Source organism: Curtobacterium sp. AC272 (genome assembly GCF_979258155.1).
Window position 1 is genome coordinate 376,331 of record NZ_OZ409838.1, and the last position, 17,906, is coordinate 394,236.

Genomic DNA, 17,906 nt, shown 5'->3' on the forward strand with positions numbered 1-17,906 from the left:
TCGAGCAAGCACGCCCGCTGGACGGCCGTCGGCACGACCGCCATCGTCCTCGCCCTCGCACTCATCACCTGGTCGGTCTGGGTCTCCCCGGCCGGCCCCGTCTCCACCGCCGTGCACCAGGCCCTCGGGGTCACCGCCCCGAAGGCCAAGAAGGTGTCCGCCGCCGAACTGCAGACGCAGCTGGACGCCGCCCAGGACCGCATCTGGGCGCTCGAGGAAAGCTCGACTCCCGCACCGCCCAGGCCGGGTCGCGTGGCGACCAGATCACGGAGCTCAAGGCGCAGATCGCGTCGCTCCAGTCCCAGCTCGGTGCCGCGAAGGGCTCGGGAGGCTCGTCCTCCGTCAACGCGTCGGGTTCCGGTGCGAACGGGGCCGGCGCCTCGGGCTCCGGTACCGGGTCCGGGTCGGTCGCGTCCGACAACGGGTCGGGCAGCGGCTCCGCCGGTGGATCGGGCACCGGTTCGGGTGGCGGCAACGGTGGGGTGACCAACCCCAACCCCGGCCCCTCGACCGACCCGGGCACCACGCCCGTCGCCGTGCCGACCAAGGCCGAGATCCTCGGGCAGCAGTCGCGCTGGTACGGCCTGTACACGGCGCAGTCCCCGTTCAACTGGGCCGAGTACGACGAGGTCTCCCGGCAGGTCGGCACCGCGTCGAACATGACCGGGTTCTTCCAGGGCTTCGACCAGGCGTTCAACGCGAGTGCGATCCAGCGCTCGTGGGCCAACGGCCGCGTGCCGCTCATGACCTGGGAGACCGCCCCCGCGCAGACCGGCAACGACCAGAAGTACGTCGCCGGCTACACGAACCAGGACATCACCGACGGTGACTTCGATGCGTACCTGACGAAGTACGCCAAGGCGCTGAAGGCCAACGGGCAGCCGATGGTCATCCGTCTCGACCACGAGATGAACGGTTCTTGGTACAACTGGTCCGAAGGTGACGCCCAGCAGAACGCGAAGCAGTCGTACGTGAAGATGTGGCAGCACGTGCACGACGTCTTCCAGGCGAACGGCGCGAACGACTACGTCATCTGGAACTGGGCGCCGAGCCGCATCGACAAGCTCGGCAACGCGAAGTACCAGACGCTCGAGTACATGCAGAACTACTACCCGGGTGCCGACTACGTCGACTGGGTCGGCATGAGCGGGTACTACCGCACGGCCTCCGAGGACCCGACCTTCGCGAACACCTTCGCCGCCACCGTGCAGCAGCTGCGCGAGGTCGCACCGGGCAAGAAGATCCTGCTCAGTGAGATCGGCGCCACCGAGAGCGGCACCACCGTCTCGGGCGGCCAGAAGTCGAAGTGGATCAACTCGCTCTTCGACGCCCTGGCCGACCCCGCCAACGCCGACATCATCGGGTTCTCGTACTTCAGCGAGACCGCGACCACGGTCGTGGACGGCGTCCGCTCCACCAACGACTGGCGACTCAACTCGCGAGCCGACTCCCTGCAGGCATTCGCCGAGGGCATCAAGCGCAACGACATCGACTACGACCTGCAGGAGGTCACGCCATGACCGCGTCCAAGAAGTCGCCCGACCAGGCCGACACCCGTCCCGCACCCGTCATCAGCGTCATCGGCACCGGCTACCTCGGTGCCACCCACGCGGCCGCCATGGCCGAGATGGGCTTCGAGACCATCGGCGTGGACGTCGACCCGGCGAAGCTCGCCGCGTTGTCCGCCGGCGAGGTCCCGTTCTTCGAGCCCGGCCTGCCCGAGCTCATCACGAAGCACGTCGCGAGCGGCAAGCTCCGGTTCACCGCTGACATCGCCTCGGCCGTCGCCGCAGCCGACGTCCACTTCGTCTGCGTCGGCACCCCGCAGAAGGCGGGCTCGCACGCCGCCAACCTGGCGTACGTCGAGAGCGCCACCCGCGGCGTCGCCGAGAACCTCACCCACCCGGGACTCATCGTCGGCAAGTCGACGGTCCCGGTCGGCACCGCGGCGCGACTGCGGGGCATCGTCCGCGAGTTCACGCCCTCGGGGATCGACGCCGAGCTCATCTGGAACCCGGAGTTCCTCCGCGAGGGCAAGGCCGTCGAGGACACCCTGCACCCGGACCGCCTGGTCTGGGGCGGCGCGTCCGAGGCTGCCGACGCCGTCATCCGCGAGGTCTACGCCGCGCCGATCAGCGAGGGCACCCCGGTCATCACCACCGACCTCGCCACCGCGGAGCTCGTCAAGGTGAGCGCCAACGCGTTCCTCGCCACGAAGATCTCGTTCATCAACGCGATCTCGGAGATGTGCGCGATCACCGGCGCCGACGTGTCGACGCTGGCGGATGCCCTCGGGCACGACGCCCGCATCGGCCGGAAGTTCCTGAACGCCGGCCTCGGGTTCGGCGGCGGGTGCCTGCCGAAGGACATCCGAGCGCTCATGTACCGCGCGAACGAGATCGGGGCGGGCCAGGTCGTCGGCCTCATGCAACAGGTCGACGAGATCAACATGGGCCAGCGTCAGCGGGTCATCGACATGGCGATCGACTCGGCCGGGGGATCGGTGCTGAACCGTCGCGTGGCCGTGATCGGTGCCGCGTTCAAGCCCCTGACCGACGACGTGCGGGACTCCCCGGCGCTCAACGTGGCCGCTGCGCTCCACCTGCGCGGCGCCCAGGTCACCCTCTGGGACCCCGAGGCGATGGAGCCGGCGAAGCGCTCGTTCCCGACGCTGAGCTACGCCGCGTCGATGACGGAAGCGATCGAGGGCGCCGACGTCGTCCTGGTGCTCACCGAGTGGGACGAGATCATCACCGCCGACCCGGTCGCCCTCGGTGACCTCGTCGGTCGCCGCGTCGTGATCGACGCGCGCAACTGCCTCCCGGTCCACGACTGGGTCAAAGCGGGGTGGACCGTCCGTTCCCTGGGGCGGCCCACGCCGGTCACGGGTGCACCCGTGAGCGTCGCAGCGGGGACGAACGACTCGTTGGCCACGGCTCGCTAGTCACCGTTCGCGAAGCGGGGTCCGTGCCGGGCGGCACGGGCCCCGTTCCCGTGTGCACGGTGCGGTGCCGAAACGGGCGTGCCTTGCCGAATCGGGCGTACCTGGTCGGAACTTTCCACCAGGTACGCCCGATTCGGCTTCCCAGTCCGGGTGCGATGGGAAGGAACGTGCGTCGCGACCAGCCGGGAGGCCCGGTGCCGGTCCGGCGGACCGGCACCGGGCCTCCAGGCAGTCGCCGCAACTGCCCGACCCGCCGAAGCGACACATTCCTGCGGATGGTTCGCGGCACACAGTCGCTGTCGCGGAACACACGAGGGCCCGCACCTGACGGTGCGGGGCCCTCGTGTGTCAGCGACGATCAGACGCCGAAGTACAGCTCGTACTCGAACGGGTGCGGGCGCTGCGCCAGCGGGAGGATCTCGTTCTCGCGCTTGTAGTCGATCCAGGTCTGGATGAGGTCCTCGGTGAAGACGTTGCCCTTCGTGAGGAACTCGTGGTCCGCCTCGAGGAAGTCGAGCGCCTCGTCGAGGGAGCCGGGGACCTGCGGGATGTTCTTCGCCTCTTCCGGCGGGAGCTCGTAGAGGTCCTTGTCGACGGGCTCGTGCGGCTCGATGCGGTTCTGGATGCCGTCGAGGCCCGCCATCAGCTGCGCGGCGAAGGCGAGGTACGGGTTGCCCGAGGCGTCCGGCGCGCGGAACTCGATGCGCTTGGCCTTCGGGTTGGTGCCCGTGATCGGGATGCGGATCGCAGCCGAACGGTTGCCGGCCGAGTACACCAGGTTGACCGGCGCCTCGAAGCCCTTGACCAGGCGGTGGTACGAGTTGATCGACGGGTTGGTGAAGGCGAGCAGTGCCGGAGCGTGCTTCAGCAGACCGCCGATGTACCAACGGGCGAGGTCGGACAGGCCGCCGTAGCCGTTCTCGTCGTAGAAGAGCGGCTTGCCGTCCGACCAGAGCGACTGGTGGGTGTGCATGCCCGAGCCGTTGTCGCCGAAGAGCGGCTTCGGCATGAACGTGGCGACCTTGCCCCACTGGTCCGCCGTGTTCTTGACGATGTACTTGAACTTCAGGATGTCGTCCGCAGCGTGGACCATCGTGTCGAACTTGTAGTTGATCTCCTGCTGGCCGCCGGTGCCCACCTCGTGGTGCGAGCGCTCGAGCTCGAAGCCCGCGTCGATCAGCTTGAGGGTGATGTCGTCGCGCAGGTCGGCGGTCTTGTCGACCGGCGACACGGGGAAGTAGCCGCCCTTGTACAGGGTCTTGTTGGCGAGGTTGCCGCCCTCTTCGTCACGACCGGTGTTCCAGGCGCCCTCTTCGGAGTCGACCGCGTAGAACGACTCGTTCTGGGTGACCGAGTAGCGGACGTCGTCGAAGATGTAGAACTCGGCCTCGGGGGCGAAGAACGCGGTGTCCGCGATGCCCGTCGACGCGAGGTACTTCTCGGCCTTCTTCGCCACCTGGCGCGGGTCGCGGCCGTAGATCTCGCCGTTCCGCGGGTTGTAGATGTCGAAGATCATGATGAGCGTGCGCTCGGCGCGGAACTGGTCCACGTAGGCGGTGGTCACATCGGGGATCAGCTGCATGTCGGACTCGTGGATCGACGCGAACCCGCGGATCGAGGAGCCGTCGAAGAGCTGGCCGACCGAGAAGAAGTCCTCGTCGACGGTCGAGGCGGGGATGTTGAAGTGCTGCTGCACACCCGGCAGGTCCGTGAATCGGATGTCGAGGAACTTGACGTCGGTGTCCTTGATGAAGGCCAGGACCTCGGAGGAATCGCTGAACATGGGGGCCGATCTCCAATGGGTTGGGTGATGTCGGAGGTACCGATCAAGGCACCTCCGACGAGGCTATTGACACGGGGTTTCCCGGACGTGACTGAATTGTTTCGGGCGTGTTACGGGCGGCCGGTCGCCTACGCTTGGGGGCATGGCCCGCAGCTCCTCCAGTCCGTCCGCGCCCTCCGAGCACCCCGACGGCTGGCCGGGCAAGGACCTCGGTCTGCCGGAGGAAGGACCCCGCAGCGTCGGGCGGATCGGACGGCGGATCGTCGCCCTGCTCATCGACGGCGCCCTCGCCGACCTCATCGCCTACGTGACCGGGGTCTGGTCGCCGGTGAACGGTTCCGGGGACATCGCGCACTCGTGGGTGCAGCTGGCGATCTTCGCCGCGCTCCAGGTGCTGTTCATCTGCCTGCTGTCCGGATCGTTCGGGCACATCTGCGTCGGGCTGCGCGTCGTGCCGATGCGCGGGGGCTACGTGGGGGTGTGGCGTCCGGTCGTCCGGACCGTCCTGCTCTGCCTGGTGGTGCCGGCGCTCATCATCGACCGGGACAGCCGTGGCGCGCACGACCGCATCGCCGGCACGGTGCTCGTCCGCCGCTGACCCCGGCCCGCGCCCTCGCCGGCGCCCGCGCGCGCCGTACCGCACGGTGCGAGGTTGATCACTCCGTGCGTCGTTCCTTCCTCGCACCGAGTGAACAACCTCGCACCACCCGCGGCCACCGCCGGCCCCAGCGCACGCAGAACGCCCCGACCTGGCACGGTCGGGGGCGTTCTGCGTGGTGGTTCGGGGACGGATCAGCGCGGACGTCCGGCACGAGCACGCATCGGGTCCATGCCCTTCGGGATCGCGGCGGCGGGGCTCTGCGTGAGCGAGTCGAGGCGGTTCGCGACGGCCAGGACCTCGTTGCGGTTGAGCGACTTCTTGAACTTGTTCATGGCACGGGGGAGCTTGTGCAGGGTGAGGGTGTCGTCGCCGTCACCGACGCTGACCACGTGGACCGCGACGTTCGGGACGATGCGCTGCACCTTGCGACGTTCTTCGTCGACCTGACGCTTCAGGTTGCCGCGCTGGCCCTCGGTGATGAGGACGACGCCGGGACGGCCCACCGCGCGGTAGACCGCGGACTGCGAGCGTCCGTGCACGGCGACGGGCATCTCGCTGGAGCGCCACTGTCGACGCAGCGAGTTGGAGAGCACCGCACCGACGGCGCCGGGCTGGCCCTCGATCTGCGAATACGCCGCCCGCTCGGCCAGCCGGCCGAGGACGATGAGGAAGAGCAGCACGCCCATCAGGACACCGGCGACGATCCACAGGATCATCGCGAGCCAGTTCTGGCCCGGGAGCACCAGCGCCAGCACGATGCCGAGGACGACGGGGCCGACGAATGCGAGGGCGAACCACCAGACGGACGACGGGTCGGCCCGTCGGGTCATCTGGAAGACCTGGAACATCTGCTTGAGACGCCCCGGCTCCTTCGCCTTCGTGTCTGTGGAAGTGCTGCGTGCCATGCTGACAGGATACGGCCTCCGCGGTCCGGGGAGACCGCAGTCGGTCCGGCTGTGCGCGAACACGCGTTGTCCACAGACCGGACAGGACGGACAGGAGGCCCGAGCCGCCTCCGCCACGCTCGTCACCATGGACACGAGCACCGACCAGAGCGTCGACGACGCCCGCATCGACCGTTGGGTCGCGCCGGCCGACGACGCTGCCGTGGCGGCCTGGATCGCGGACCGGTGCACCACCGGGCACCGCCACCTGGTCCCCGTCGAGGCGGTGGGCCGCACCGAGGCGGGCGGGCTCGTGACCCTGCTCGACCGCCCACGCGGGACGCCGCTCCCGGTGGCGCTGGACCGCCTCGGCACCCCGACGACCGGGGTCGCGGTGACGCTCTGCGTGCCGCTGCTCGAGCTCCTCGTCGCGGCGGTGGACGGTGCGGTGCGGCTCGGCGTCGCCCGGATCGACGACGTCCTGGTGGACGACGCGGGTGCCGTGGTGCTGTGCGACCGCCCGGCCGGAGCCGTCCGCGACGGGACGGAGCTGCCCGGTGACGATGCTGCACGGGTCCTCGTGCTCGCCGCGCGGGTCGTCTGGGACCGTGTCGACCCGCGCGATCCGAGTCGCGACGACGTGGACGCTGCCCTCCTCGCGGCGCTCGACGGCGACCGCAGCACCGTGTGCGCGGCGCTCGAGGCGGTCCGGGGTGCGGCGCCTCCGCGGCCGTTCCGGTGGACCACACCGCCGGCCGACCTGGTGTTCGTCGAGGCAGACCCGCCGCTCGACCCCACGGGCCCGGCGGCTCGACTGCGCGAGGTCGTCGAGCTCGGCATCCCGCTCGGTGCCGGTCGGCGGTTGCCGCTCCGCCGCGCCGTGGTCGGTGTCGTCGTCGCGATCGGTACGGTCGTCGCCGCGGTGTTCGTGCTCGGTACCGGAACGGACGCCGGTGCCGGTCCGGCTGGTGGTGGATGACGCCCCCGGACGCCGAAGAACCGGAGCGGGAACGGGAACGGGAACGGCCCCGGCTCCCCACGAGGGGAACCGGGGCCGTCGGCCGTGGTGCTGGCGTCAGTACCCGAGGTTGGGGGCGAAGTTGCCCTCTTCCAGGCGGTTCTTGACCGCGACCAGGTAGCGCGAGGCGTCCGCACCGTCGATGATCCGGTGGTCGTACGACAGCGCGAGGTAGACGAACGAACGGATCGCGATCGCTTCCTGGCCGTCGACCTTCACGACCGCGGGACGCTTCGTGACGATGCCGGTACCGAGGATCGCCGACTGCGGCAGGAACACCACGGGGGTGTCGAACAACGCACCACGCGAACCGGTGTTCGTCAGCGTGAACGTACCGCCCGCGAGCTCGTCGGGCTTGAGCTGGTTGTTCCGGGTGCGCTCCGCCAGGTCCGCGATGGACTTCGAGAACTGCGCCAGGTCGAGCGAGGCCGCGTCCTTGATGACCGGGGTCAGCAGGCCGCGCTCGGTGTCCACCGCGATGGAGACGTTCTCGGACTCCGGGTAGACGATCTCGTCGCCTTCCACGGTCGAGTTGATCTTCGGGTGGGCCTTGAGCGCCTCGGATGCCGCGAGGGCGAAGAACGGCATGAAGGAGAGCTTCGAACCGGTCTTCTCGAGGAACTCCGACTTGTGGGCGTCGCGGAACTGCGCCACCTTCGTGACGTCCACCTCGACGACGCTCGTGAGCTGTGCGGTCGAGGTCATCGACTGCACGGCGCGCTCGGCCACGACCTTGCGCAGGCGGGTCATCTTCTCGCGGGTGCCGCGCAGCGGCGAGACCTCGGCGACGAACGGACCGGACGCGGCGGCGGGTGCAGCTGCACCAGCGGCGGCCGGCGCCTTCGCGACGGCAGCGAGCACGTCCTCCTTCCGGATGCGACCGCCGACACCGGAACCGGTGACGGTGGACAGGTCGACGCCCTGCTCGTTCGCGAGCTTGCGGACGAGCGGCGTGACGTAGCCGGAGGCTGCGCCGTCCTGCGTCGGGTTCGGCACCGCAGCGGCGGTGGTCGCACTCGGCGCGGCCGGTGCGGGTGCGGCAGCGGCCGGCGCCGGGACAGCGGCCGGGGGTGCGGCGGCGGGCGGCGGAACGGGAGCGGCCTGCGGGACCGGAGTGGCGGCAGGCGGTGCGGACGGGGCCTGCGGGGCCGCGGGCTGCGTCTGTCCGGCGGGGGCCGGCTCGGGCTCGGTGGGCTCCGGGGCGGGGGTCTCGGACTCCTGCTCGGTGCTCGGCTCGTCCTCGGGGGCCTCTGCCTCGGCAGCGGCCTCGTTCGAGGACTCGTCGGACGAACCGGAGTCGGCGGAACCGGAGTCGGACGAACCGTCGCCGATCTTCACCAGCGCGGTACCGACCTCGACGGTCTCGTCCTCCTGCACGAGGATCTCCTCGATGACGCCGGCGACGGGCGACGGGATCTCGGTGTCGACCTTGTCGGTCGAGACCTCGAGCAGCGGCTCGTCGACCTCGACCCGGTCACCGACGTTCTTCAGCCATCGGGTCACCGTGCCCTCGGTGACGCTCTCGCCGAGCGCCGGGAGGCTGACGGATTCGCTCATCGGGTGGACTCCTCTTCGCGGGGGTTGCAGTTGTTGTTGATGTCATTGTCACAGGGCGCGGACTCGTGCGGGTCACAGCGCGTGCAGCGGCTTGCCCGCGAGGTGCATGAACGCCTCGCCCAGGGCCTCGTTCTGCGTCGGGTGCGCGTGCACGAGCGGAGCGATGTCCTCCGGGTACGCCTCCCAGTTCACGGCGAGCTGCGCTTCACCGATGAGCTCACCGACGCGGGCGCCGATCATGCTCACGCCGACCACGGGGCCGTCGCCGACGCGGACGACCTTGACCGAACCGGACGTGCCGATGATGTGGCTCTTGCCGTTGCCGGCCAGGTTGTACTCGTACGAGTCCACCTTGTCGGCGCCGTACTCGGCCTCGGCCTTGGCCTGCGACAGGCCGACGGAGGCGACCTCGGGGTCGGAGTACGTGATCTTCGGGATGTTCTTGTCCTCGATGATCACCGGGTTGAGCCCGGCGATCTCCTCGGCGACGAAGATGCCCTGCTGGAAGCCGCGGTGCGCGAGCTGCAGTCCGGGGACGATGTCGCCGACCGCGTAGACGTTCGGCAGGTTGGTGGCGAGGCGCTCGTTCGTGGTGACGAAGCCGCGGTCCATGGCGACGCCGACCTCGTCGAAGCCGACGTTCTGCGTGACCGGGCCACGTCCGACGGCGACCAGCAGGACGTCGCCGTCGAAGGTCTTGCCGTCCTCGAGCGTCACGACGACGCCGTTCTCGTGCTGCTCGACGCCCTGGAACCGGACACCGAGCGAGAACTCGATGCCGCGCTTGCGGAAGGCGCGCTCGAGCTGCTTCGACATGGACTCGTCCTCGGCCGGGACGAGGTGGGGGAGCGCCTCGACGATGGTGACCTCGGCGCCGAAGGACTTCCAGACGCTGGCGAACTCGACGCCGATGACGCCGCCGCCCAGGATGACGACCTTGTTCGGCACGTAGTCCATGCGCAGTGCGGTCTCGGAGGTGATGACGCGGCCGCCGATCTCGAGCCCGGGCAGGGACTTCGAGTAGGAGCCGGTCGCGAGCACGACGTTCTTGCCGACGATGTTCTGGTCGCCGACCTGCACGGTGTTCTGCGAGGTGAGTCGACCCCAGCCCTCGACGACGGTGATGCCGCGGGCCTTGATGAGGCCCTGCAGGCCCTTGTACTTCGAGGTGATGACGCCCTGCTGGTACTCGATGACCTTCGGGACCTCGACACCGGCGAACTCCGCGATCACGCCGTACTTCTCGGCGTCGCGGGTCGCGTCGGCGACCTCGGCCGCGTGCAGCAGCGCCTTGGTGGGGATGCAGCCACGGTGCAGGCACGTCCCTCCGAGCTTGTCGCCCTCGATGAGCGCGACGCTCATGCCGAGTTCGGCGGCCCGGAGCGCAGCGGCGTAGCCACCGCTCCCGCCACCGAGGACCACGACGTCGTAAGTCTGTTCCGTCACCTGGTGCAACTCCCTCGTGCGTGTCGGGCCGATCGGGCCCTACGTGGACACCGCGGGGGCGGCGTCCGACGGTCGGACCGCGTGGTTCCGGTCCCGTCCCGTGCAGTACCGGTGGGAGGCGCGTCGATGCCCCGTCCCACCGGTACCAAACCTACTACTCGGACTGGAGGTCTTCTGCGAGCGCGATGAGCGTGCGGACCATCACACCCGTCGCGCCCTTGCCGAGCCACCCGTAGCCGCCGCCCTTGTGCTCGGACGGACCGGCGATGTCGAGGTGCGCCCACGGGATGCCCTCGCCGACGAAGCGCTCCAGGAACTTGCCGGCGAGCAGCATGCCGCCGGCCGGGTTGCCGACCGTGGCGTTGACCATGTCGGCGACGTCGCTGGCGAGCCGGGCGTCGAGTTCCTCGGGCAGGGGCATCGGCCAGATCGGCTCCGACACGCCCTCGGCCACGGTGCGGACCTTCGCGACGAGGTCGTCGCTGCCCATCAGGCCGGTGGTGCGGTCGCCGAGCGCGACGACCTGCGCGCCGGTCAGGGTGGCGACGTCGACGATCGCGTCGGGCTGCTCGAGCGAGGCGGCGGCCATGCCGTCACCGAGCACCAGGCGGCCCTCGGCGTCGGTGTTCGTGACCTCGACGGTCTTGCCGTTCTTGAGCGTGAGGACGTCACCCGGGCGGGTCGCCGTGCCCGACGGCATGTTCTCGGCGAGTGCGAGCCAGGCGGTGACGCGCACGTCGAGGCCCAGGCGTGCGGCGGCGACGGTCGCGGCGAGCACCGTCGCGGCGCCGGTCATGTCGGTCTTCATGCCGAGCATCGACGCCGCCGGCTTGAGCGAGAGCCCGCCCGAGTCGAACGTGATGCCCTTGCCGACGAGGGCGAGGTGCTTCGTGGCGGACTCCGGCGCGTAGCGGACGACGACCAGGCGCGGCGGACGAGCCGAACCACGGCCGACCCCGAGGATGCCACCGAAGCCCTGCTCCTCGAGTGCCTGCTCGTCGAGCACCTCGACCGTCAGGGGCAGCCCCTCGGCCTGGGCGCGGGCGACGTCGGCGACGTCGGCGGGCCCGAGGTCGCCGGCGGCGGTGTTCACGAGGTCGCGGACCAGCGAGGCGGCATCGGCCACGATCGCCGGACGGACCGCGGCGTCCGTCGCCGCGGACGGCGCGAGGACCGTCACGCGCTGGTCGCCACGCGTCGGCCCGGTCGTGCCGGCCCCCTTGTGCCGCGTGAAGGCGTAGGCGCCGAGTGCAGCACCTTCGAGTGCGGCCTCGACGAGCACGTCGGTGTCGGTCGGCAGCGCGAGGGCGATCGACGCGGCGTGCGGCAGTTGGCGGACGGCGCTGCCGGCAGCCGAGCGGTAGGCGGCGGCGTCGGTCCCGGTGCCGAGCCCGATGAGCGCGATGCTCGCGGCGTCGACGCCGACGGCCGGGATGCGCACGAGCTGGTCCTTGGCGCCCGTCGCGCCGATCGCCGCGAGGTCGAGGTCGTCGAGCGCCGAGAACGGCGTCGTGGCCGGCTGGGCGATCGTCGCGGGGGCACCGTCGGCACCGGGCCGGACACCGACCACGAGGACGTCGGCGGAGATCGAGGAGGGGGCGGAGGAGTCGGTGGAGAGCGTCGGTCGGACCATGCTCCAACCCTATCCACGCACTGTTCGCTGTTGGCGTGGCCGTCCCGCGCGGGGGCGTCGGTGACCCCGCCTAGCATGGGGACGGTGAACCACCCCGAGGAGCTCTACACGTTCGACGAGGCCGCCCCGACCGTCCCGGCCGGGCTGCACCTGGTCGCCGGGCTCACCGGCTTCGCGGACGCCGGTTCGGCCGTTGCCCAGGTCACGACGTCGGTGCTCGAGGACCTCGACACCCAGCTCGTCGCCGAGTTCGACCCCGACGTGCTGCTCGACTGGCGTGCTCGCCGGCCCGTCATCACCTTCGAGCACGACCACATCGCCGCCGTCGAGCCGCCCCGGCTGGCGCTGCACCTCGTGCGCGACGAGATCGGCCAGCCGTTCCTGTTCCTGTCCGGGTACGAGCCGGACTTCCAGTGGAACCGGTTCGTGGACGCCGTCACCGGCCTGGCCGCCCAGCTCCAGGTCGCGGACACCACCTGGGTGCAGTCGATCCCGATGCCGGTCCCGCACACCCGCCCGATCAGCCTGACCGTCTCCGGCACCCGCGCCGACCTCGTCGAGCAGATGAGCGTCTGGAAGCCCGAGACCCAGGCGCCGGCGAACGTCCTGCACCTCGTCGAGCACCGGCTCGCATCCACCGGCGCGCAGGTCACCGGGCTCGTCCTGCTCGTCCCGCACTACCTGTCGGACACCGAGTTCCCGGACGCGGCCGTCGCGGCCCTGTCCGGCATCGCCGCGGCCACCGGCCTCATCTTCCCGACGGACGCCCTGCGCGAAGCGGGTCGCGAGTTCCTCACCCGGGTCGAGGAGCAGGTCGCCGGCAACGCCGAGCTGCAGCGACTCGTCGGTGTGCTCGAGGAGCGGCACGACACGTACATGGAGGGCAACCCGGTCGCGTCGCCGCTCACGGACGTCGACGGCGAGGTGCCGACCGCGGACGCGATCGCGGCCGAGCTCGAGCGCTTCCTGGCGGATCGTCGCACCCAGGGTGACGGCGGCGAGTAGCCGGGTCGGGCCCTGAACGGTCCGGAACGGCGGTCTGGAGGCCCGGGGCGGGCCCGCACCGTTCCTCCCGTCGGTCGTCCGGTCGCGACCAGGACACCACTAGCGTCGGCGACACACGTCGCGTATCCGGCTCCGCCGGATCGGTAGCCTGTCGGGGTGAACTCCCGTCGCGCGTACCTGATCTGGGGCATCGCGGTGCTCGCCTACGTCCTGGCGGTCGTGCAGCGGTCCTCGCTCGGGGTGTCCGGGGTGGACGCGCAGGACCGGTTCGCCGTCTCGGCGGCGGTGTTGTCCACGCTCGCGGTCGTGCAGATCGCCGTGTACGCCGGACTCCAGATCCCGGTGGGCGTCGCGCTCGACCGGGTGGGGCCGCGCAAGCTCGTCCTGCTCGGCGCCGCGCTGCTCGTGGTCGGCCAGGCCGTCGTGGCCTTCTCGCCGACGATCGGCCCGGCGATCGCGGGCCGGGTGCTCGTGGGCGCCGGCGACGCGATGACGTTCATCTCGGTGATCCGCCTGGTGCCGATGTGGTTCAGCGGTCGGATCCTGCCGCAGATCTCGCAGTGGACGGGCAACCTCGGGCAGATCGGCCAGATCCTGTCGGCGTTCCCGTTCGCCGTGCTCCTGCACGCCGCGGGGTGGACGCCCGCGTTCGGGGTCGCCGCCGCCGCGAGTGCCGTCGGGCTCGTCCTGGCGTTCGTCTTCGTCCGCAACGGCCCCGTGGTCGTGCGGACCGGAACGATCCCACTGCCGCACTCGTGGGGCGCCGCGTTCCGGACGTTCGGGCACGCGTTGCGTCGACCGGGCACGCAGCTCGGGTTCTGGTCCCACTACGTGACGCAGTCGTCCGGCACGGTGTTCTCGCTGCTGTGGGGCGTCCCCATGCTCCGCGGGCTCGGGTACAGCCCCGCCGAGGCCGCCGGCTTCCTGACCATCATCGTCGCCGTCGGCTTCGTCGCCGGGCCGGTGCTCGGGCTGCTGTGCGCGCGGTTCCCGATGCGCCGCTCGAACCTCGTGCTCGGCGTGGTCGTGCTGCTCGCCGTGGTGTGGACCGCGATCCTGCTCTGGCCCGGTCACCCGCCGACCTGGCTGCTCGTGCTGCTCGTCGTGGCGATGGGCATCGGCGGCCCCGGTTCGCTGATCGGGTTCGACTTCGCCCGGACGTTCAACCCGGTCGGTTCCCTCGGCTCCGCGAACGGCGTCGTCAACGTCGGGGGCTTCCTGGCGGCCTTCGTGATGATGTACCTGATCGGGCTGCTGCTCGACGTGATGTCCCGGGTCACCGGCGAGACGGTGTTCGCGTGGGACAACTTCCGGGTGGCCCTCACGGTGCAGTACCTGGTGGTCGGGTTCGGCGTCGCGATGCTCCTGCACGCGCGGCACCGCACGCGCCGGGTGCTCCACGCGGAGGAGGGAATACGCGTCGGACCGCTCTGGGTTGCACTCGTTGCGCGCCTGCGGAAGCGGCACGTGCAATAATGATCACGGACCCACTCAGGACCCCCATCCTGTCGGAGCACTTCGGAGCGCCGATCAACCCGGGGGACTTGACATGGGTCTTAGTGCTGCCCGGAACGGTAGGACTCGACGACGCGGGGGACTGCGGCTCGGGCCCTGGGCGGCGAGGGAGGCCACGACCCCACGAACGTGGCACGACGAGAGAGGTGATCGCATGGCTGCCCGGAGCACGACGATCGATCCCACGAAGGACACTCAGCCCGAAGGTGCTGTGGCAGAGGACGCCACGGACGCCGAGGGAACCGCCGCGCCGAAGAAGCGCGCCACCAAGGCCCCCGCCAAGAAGGCCCCGGCCAAGAAGGCCGCCCCGAAGGCGAAGAAGGTCGACCCCGTCGACGAGGCGAACGAAGCCACCGACGAGCCGACCGAGGACGTCGAGGACACCGACGACAAGGCGATCAAGCCCGACGCCGCCGCAGCGGTCGCCGCCGGCGCGCTCGTCATCTCCCAGACCGACGACGACGAAGCCCCGGTCTACTCGACGACCATCACGGGTGCGACCGCCGACCCGGTGAAGGACTACCTCAAGCAGATCGGCAAGGTCGCCCTGCTCAACGCCGAGCAGGAGGTCGAGCTCGCGATGCGCATCGAGGCCGGTCTGTTCGCCGAGGACAAGCTGCAGCACTCGACCGGGCTGACGAAGCCGGCCGAGCGCGAGCTGCGCTGGGTCGCCCGCGACGGTCAGCGCGCGAAGTCGCACCTGCTCGGCGCGAACCTGCGCCTCGTGGTGTCGCTCGCCAAGCGCTACACCGGCCGTGGCATGCAGTTCCTGGACCTCATCCAGGAAGGCAACCTGGGCCTGATCCGTGCGGTCGAGAAGTTCGACTACACCAAGGGCTTCAAGTTCTCGACGTACGCCACCTGGTGGATCCGTCAGGCGATCACCCGCGCCATGGCCGACCAGGCCCGCACCATCCGCATCCCGGTGCACATGGTCGAGGTCATCAACAAGCTCGCGCGTGTCCAGCGGCAGATGCTGCAGGACCTCGGTCGCGAACCCACTCCGGAAGAGCTCGCCCGCGAGCTCGACATGACCCCGGAGAAGGTCGTCGAGGTGCAGAAGTACGGTCGCGAGCCGATCTCCCTGCACACGCCCCTGGGCGAGGACGGCGACTCCGAGTTCGGTGACCTCATCGAGGACACCGAGGCGGTCGTGCCGGCCGACGCGGTGGGCTTCACCATGCTGCAGAAGCAGCTCGAGAGCCTGCTCGACTCCCTGTCCGAGCGCGAAGCGGGCGTCATCCGCATGCGCTTCGGCCTCGGTGACGGCCAGCCGAAGACCCTCGACCAGATCGGTGACACGTTCGGCGTGACGCGTGAGCGCATCCGTCAGATCGAGTCCAAGACGATGGCGAAGCTCCGCCACCCGTCGCGGTCGCAGTCGCTGCGCGACTACCTCGAAGTAGGCCGATGCGGTTCTTCATCCCGATCCTGATCGGGCGGATCCTCCGCGCCCTCGCCCGAGCGCGGGGCGGGGGATCCGCCTACCCCGGGTACATCGTGCTCAAGCTGGTGCCGGACTTCCTCCAGCACGTGACGAAGCAGTTCCCGAACGGCGTCGTCTTCGTGCTCGGGTCGAACGGCAAGTCGACGACCACGCACATGATCTCGGACATCGTCCGTGCGCACGGGCTCCGCGTCTTCACGAACCCGTCCGGGGCGAACCTGCCGCAGGGCATCGCGTCGGCGCTGCTGTCCGAGGTGTCGCTGACCGGTCGCCTGAAGGCGGACATCGGCATCCTCGAGGTGGACGAGGCCTTCGCGGTCGAGCTCGCCGGCATCCTGTCGCCGTCCACGGTGACGATGCTCAACGTGCAGGTCGACCAGCTGTACCGGTTCTTCGAGACCGAACGCGTTGCCGACATGATGCTCGACACCGCGGCACTGTCCACGGCGAACGTCATCACGAACCGCGACGACCAGTTCCTCGATGCCTACGCCGCGCGGGCCGACCAGCGGGTGCTGCGCTTCGGTGCGAGTGCCGAGGTCGTCGCCGCGGCGCCGAACGGCCTGCAGAACGCCGACGACTTCGACCGGCAGGACGCCCAGCCGAACGCCGCCGAATCAGAGGTCGTCGTGAACACGGGTGACGGTGCGACGATCCGCTTCGACGGTGCCGACATCGCGGTGCGCCTGCCCGCACGCGGCCTGCACTACGCGGTCGACGCTGCTGCTGCCACCGCCACGGCCAGCGCGGCACTCGGCACGCAGTTCCGCGCCGACGCCGTAACGAAGGCCTTCGGCACGATGAAGCCGGCGTACGGCCGCGGGGAGCGACTGCCGATCGCCGGCGAGTCCGCCGAGTTCACGATGTTCAAGAACGCCGCGAGTCTCCAGCTCAACCTCGACGCGCTGCCGGACCGCCCCGAGCAGGTCCTCATGGCGATCGACGAGGGCACGCCGGACATCTCCTGGATCTACGACATCGACTTCTCGAAGCTCGACCACGTGGACGTCGTCTCCGGTGACAAGGCCTGGCAGATCGCGATCGCTCTCGAGCACGCCGGTGTCCGCATCGGCCGGGTCGAACCCGACGTTGAGGCCGCTATCAAGCTCATGGAGCACCTCGGGTCGACGACCAGCGGGACGAAGAACTTCATCGTCAACTACGAGATCATGATGATCGCCCGCAAGGCCCTCGGCCACCCGGACATGGAGAAGACCGCATGACGGCCGACCGGCTGACCATCCTGCACGTCTACCCCCGGCAGATGGGTGTCTCGGGGGACCGCGGCAACGTCGCGGCCCTCGTGCGCCGCGCTGCTGCCGCCGGCCTCGACACCGAAGTGGTCGAGTACGCGCCCGGCGACGACCTGCCCGCGGCGGCCGACGTCGTGGTCATCGGCAACGGCCCGCTCAGCGCGATGCGGTCGCTCGGTGCCGACGTCGCCCGCATCGGTGCTCCGCTCCGTTCGTTCGCGAGCGACGGCGTGCCGGTCATCGCGGTCGGCGGCGGGTTCGACCTGGCGACGAACGAGGTCGTCCCCACCGAGGGCGCTCCGCTCGTCGGGTTCGGCGTGTTCGACGCCCGAGCCGTCCGCGGCGCCGAACGTCGGGTGAACTACTTCGTCCTCGAGACCCGGTACCCGCTGCTCCCCGCCGCGCCGAAGCGCCTCGCCGGCTTCGAGGACCACGCCACCACCATCGAGCTCGCGGCCGGGGTCACCCCGTTCGCCGACGTCGTGTCCGGTGGTGGCAACCAGGCGGGAGCCCCGGTCGAGGGTGCGATCGTCAGCACGTCGTTCGGCACGCACACGCAGGGTCCGATCCTGCCGCTCAACCCGCAGCTGACCGACGGTGTCCTCGCCGCAGCAACCGCACGGCTGGGCCGCGAGTACGCGCCGGACCCGGAGCAGACGGCGACCATCGACCGCTACGCACGCGAGGCACGCGCGACGGTCGACCGCTACGTCGACAAGGCGTTCAAGCGCATCGCGTGACGCTCACGAAGGCCGGGTCCCGATGGGGCCCGGCCTTCTTCGTGTGCACCTCCGTGGCAACAGTTGCCAACCATGACACG

General features: G+C 70.2%; 14 protein-coding genes. 9 read left to right on the forward strand and 5 right to left on the reverse strand.

Annotation, left to right across the window (positions count from 1 at the left end):
* Positions 1-482: 482 nt before the first annotated feature.
* Both ACZZ0J_RS01925 and ACZZ0J_RS01930 read left to right on the forward strand, forming a co-directional pair.
* The gene (locus tag ACZZ0J_RS01925; protein WP_463434460.1) at positions 483-1,520 is read left to right on the forward strand and encodes a glycoside hydrolase family 26 protein; all 1,038 of its coding nucleotides are present in this window, start codon (positions 483-485) and stop codon (positions 1,518-1,520) included.
* On the forward strand, positions 1,517-2,944 hold the full coding sequence (locus tag ACZZ0J_RS01930; protein ID WP_463434462.1) for a UDP-glucose dehydrogenase family protein: 1,428 nt from the start codon (positions 1,517-1,519) through the stop codon (positions 2,942-2,944). Before ACZZ0J_RS01925 ends, ACZZ0J_RS01930 begins: the two co-directional genes overlap by 4 nt.
* A 358-nt stretch (positions 2,945-3,302) precedes the next feature.
* Here the strand turns inward: ACZZ0J_RS01930 and glnA are convergent, their stop codons facing one another.
* The gene (glnA, locus tag ACZZ0J_RS01935) at positions 3,303-4,727 is read right to left on the reverse strand and encodes a type I glutamate--ammonia ligase (RefSeq protein WP_463434464.1); all 1,425 of its coding nucleotides are present in this window, start codon (positions 4,725-4,727) and stop codon (positions 3,303-3,305) included.
* Between the two features lie 142 nt (positions 4,728-4,869).
* Here glnA and ACZZ0J_RS01940 point away from each other — a divergent pair, with 142 nt between their 5' ends.
* Positions 4,870-5,325 carry an RDD family protein gene (locus ACZZ0J_RS01940; protein ID WP_123292673.1) on the forward strand — a complete coding sequence of 152 codons (456 nt, stop codon included), beginning with the start codon at positions 4,870-4,872 and terminating at the stop codon, positions 5,323-5,325.
* A 194-nt stretch (positions 5,326-5,519) separates the two neighbouring features.
* Here the strand turns inward: ACZZ0J_RS01940 and ACZZ0J_RS01945 are convergent, their stop codons facing one another.
* Positions 5,520-6,233 carry a DUF4191 domain-containing protein gene (locus tag ACZZ0J_RS01945; RefSeq protein ID WP_111087017.1) on the reverse strand — a complete coding sequence of 238 codons (714 nt, stop codon included), beginning with the start codon at positions 6,231-6,233 and terminating at the stop codon, positions 5,520-5,522.
* 127 nt (positions 6,234-6,360) lie between these two features.
* On the opposite strand from ACZZ0J_RS01945, the gene ACZZ0J_RS01950 reads away from it, so the two are divergent.
* A complete protein-coding gene (locus ACZZ0J_RS01950; protein ID WP_463434468.1) occupies positions 6,361-7,191 on the forward strand; it encodes a hypothetical protein in 831 nt (276 codons plus the stop codon).
* A 96-nt stretch (positions 7,192-7,287) separates the two neighbouring features.
* On the opposite strand, the gene sucB is transcribed toward ACZZ0J_RS01950, so the two are convergent.
* From sucB to ACZZ0J_RS01965, 3 genes are all read right to left on the reverse strand, one after another.
* A complete protein-coding gene (sucB, locus tag ACZZ0J_RS01955) occupies positions 7,288-8,787 on the reverse strand; it encodes a 2-oxoglutarate dehydrogenase, E2 component, dihydrolipoamide succinyltransferase (RefSeq protein ID WP_463434470.1) in 1,500 nt (499 codons plus the stop codon).
* A gap of 72 nt (positions 8,788-8,859) precedes the next feature.
* Positions 8,860-10,233: a dihydrolipoyl dehydrogenase gene (lpdA, locus tag ACZZ0J_RS01960; RefSeq protein ID WP_463434472.1), complete on the reverse strand. Its 1,374-nt coding sequence runs from the start codon at positions 10,231-10,233 to the stop codon at positions 8,860-8,862.
* A 154-nt stretch (positions 10,234-10,387) separates the two neighbouring features.
* Positions 10,388-11,866, reverse strand: coding sequence for a leucyl aminopeptidase (locus ACZZ0J_RS01965; RefSeq protein WP_463434474.1), 1,479 nt, complete (start codon positions 11,864-11,866; stop codon positions 10,388-10,390).
* Positions 11,867-11,941: 75 nt separating this feature from the next.
* Between ACZZ0J_RS01965 and ACZZ0J_RS01970 the strand changes: the two genes are divergently transcribed.
* The 5 genes from ACZZ0J_RS01970 to ACZZ0J_RS01990 all read left to right on the forward strand — a co-directional run bounded on the left by ACZZ0J_RS01970 (position 11,942) and on the right by ACZZ0J_RS01990 (position 17,826).
* Entirely contained in the window at positions 11,942-12,871 is a 930-nt protein-coding gene (locus tag ACZZ0J_RS01970; RefSeq protein ID WP_194647982.1) for a proteasome assembly chaperone family protein, read from the forward strand.
* A 156-nt stretch (positions 12,872-13,027) separates the two neighbouring features.
* Entirely contained in the window at positions 13,028-14,347 is a 1,320-nt protein-coding gene (locus ACZZ0J_RS01975) for an MFS transporter (RefSeq protein ID WP_123938178.1), read from the forward strand.
* Positions 14,348-14,540: 193 nt separating this feature from the next.
* Positions 14,541-15,821 (forward strand): RNA polymerase sigma factor, encoded by a 1,281-nt coding sequence (locus ACZZ0J_RS01980; RefSeq protein WP_463434479.1) that lies wholly within the window; start codon positions 14,541-14,543, stop codon positions 15,819-15,821.
* Entirely contained in the window at positions 15,797-17,056 is a 1,260-nt protein-coding gene (locus ACZZ0J_RS01985; protein WP_463434481.1) for a MurT ligase domain-containing protein, read from the forward strand. Before ACZZ0J_RS01980 ends, ACZZ0J_RS01985 begins: the two co-directional genes overlap by 25 nt.
* Positions 17,053-17,826: a type 1 glutamine amidotransferase gene (locus ACZZ0J_RS01990; protein WP_463434483.1), complete on the forward strand. Its 774-nt coding sequence runs from the start codon at positions 17,053-17,055 to the stop codon at positions 17,824-17,826. Before ACZZ0J_RS01985 ends, ACZZ0J_RS01990 begins: the two co-directional genes overlap by 4 nt.
* Positions 17,827-17,906: the final 80 nt, after the last annotated feature.

What these genes read in the sequence shown, in the direction of transcription:
- ACZZ0J_RS01950 (WP_463434468.1), top strand. Translation starts at nt 6,361, where the DNA reads ATGGACACGAGCACCGACCAGAGCGTCGACGACGCCCGCATCGACCGT.
- ACZZ0J_RS01930 (WP_463434462.1), top strand. Translation starts at nt 1,517, where the DNA reads ATGACCGCGTCCAAGAAGTCGCCCGACCAGGCCGACACCCGTCCCGCA.
- ACZZ0J_RS01940 (WP_123292673.1), top strand. Translation starts at nt 4,870, where the DNA reads ATGGCCCGCAGCTCCTCCAGTCCGTCCGCGCCCTCCGAGCACCCCGAC.
- ACZZ0J_RS01990 (WP_463434483.1), top strand. Translation starts at nt 17,053, where the DNA reads ATGACGGCCGACCGGCTGACCATCCTGCACGTCTACCCCCGGCAGATG.
- ACZZ0J_RS01980 (WP_463434479.1), top strand. Translation starts at nt 14,541, where the DNA reads ATGGCTGCCCGGAGCACGACGATCGATCCCACGAAGGACACTCAGCCC.
- ACZZ0J_RS01985 (WP_463434481.1), top strand. Translation starts at nt 15,797, where the DNA reads ATGCGGTTCTTCATCCCGATCCTGATCGGGCGGATCCTCCGCGCCCTC.
- glnA (WP_463434464.1), bottom strand. Translation starts at nt 4,727, where the DNA reads ATGTTCAGCGATTCCTCCGAGGTCCTGGCCTTCATCAAGGACACCGAC.
- sucB (WP_463434470.1), bottom strand. Translation starts at nt 8,787, where the DNA reads ATGAGCGAATCCGTCAGCCTCCCGGCGCTCGGCGAGAGCGTCACCGAG.
- ACZZ0J_RS01965 (WP_463434474.1), bottom strand. Translation starts at nt 11,866, where the DNA reads ATGGTCCGACCGACGCTCTCCACCGACTCCTCCGCCCCCTCCTCGATC.
- ACZZ0J_RS01970 (WP_194647982.1), top strand. Translation starts at nt 11,942, where the DNA reads ATGGGGACGGTGAACCACCCCGAGGAGCTCTACACGTTCGACGAGGCC.
- ACZZ0J_RS01945 (WP_111087017.1), bottom strand. Translation starts at nt 6,233, where the DNA reads ATGGCACGCAGCACTTCCACAGACACGAAGGCGAAGGAGCCGGGGCGT.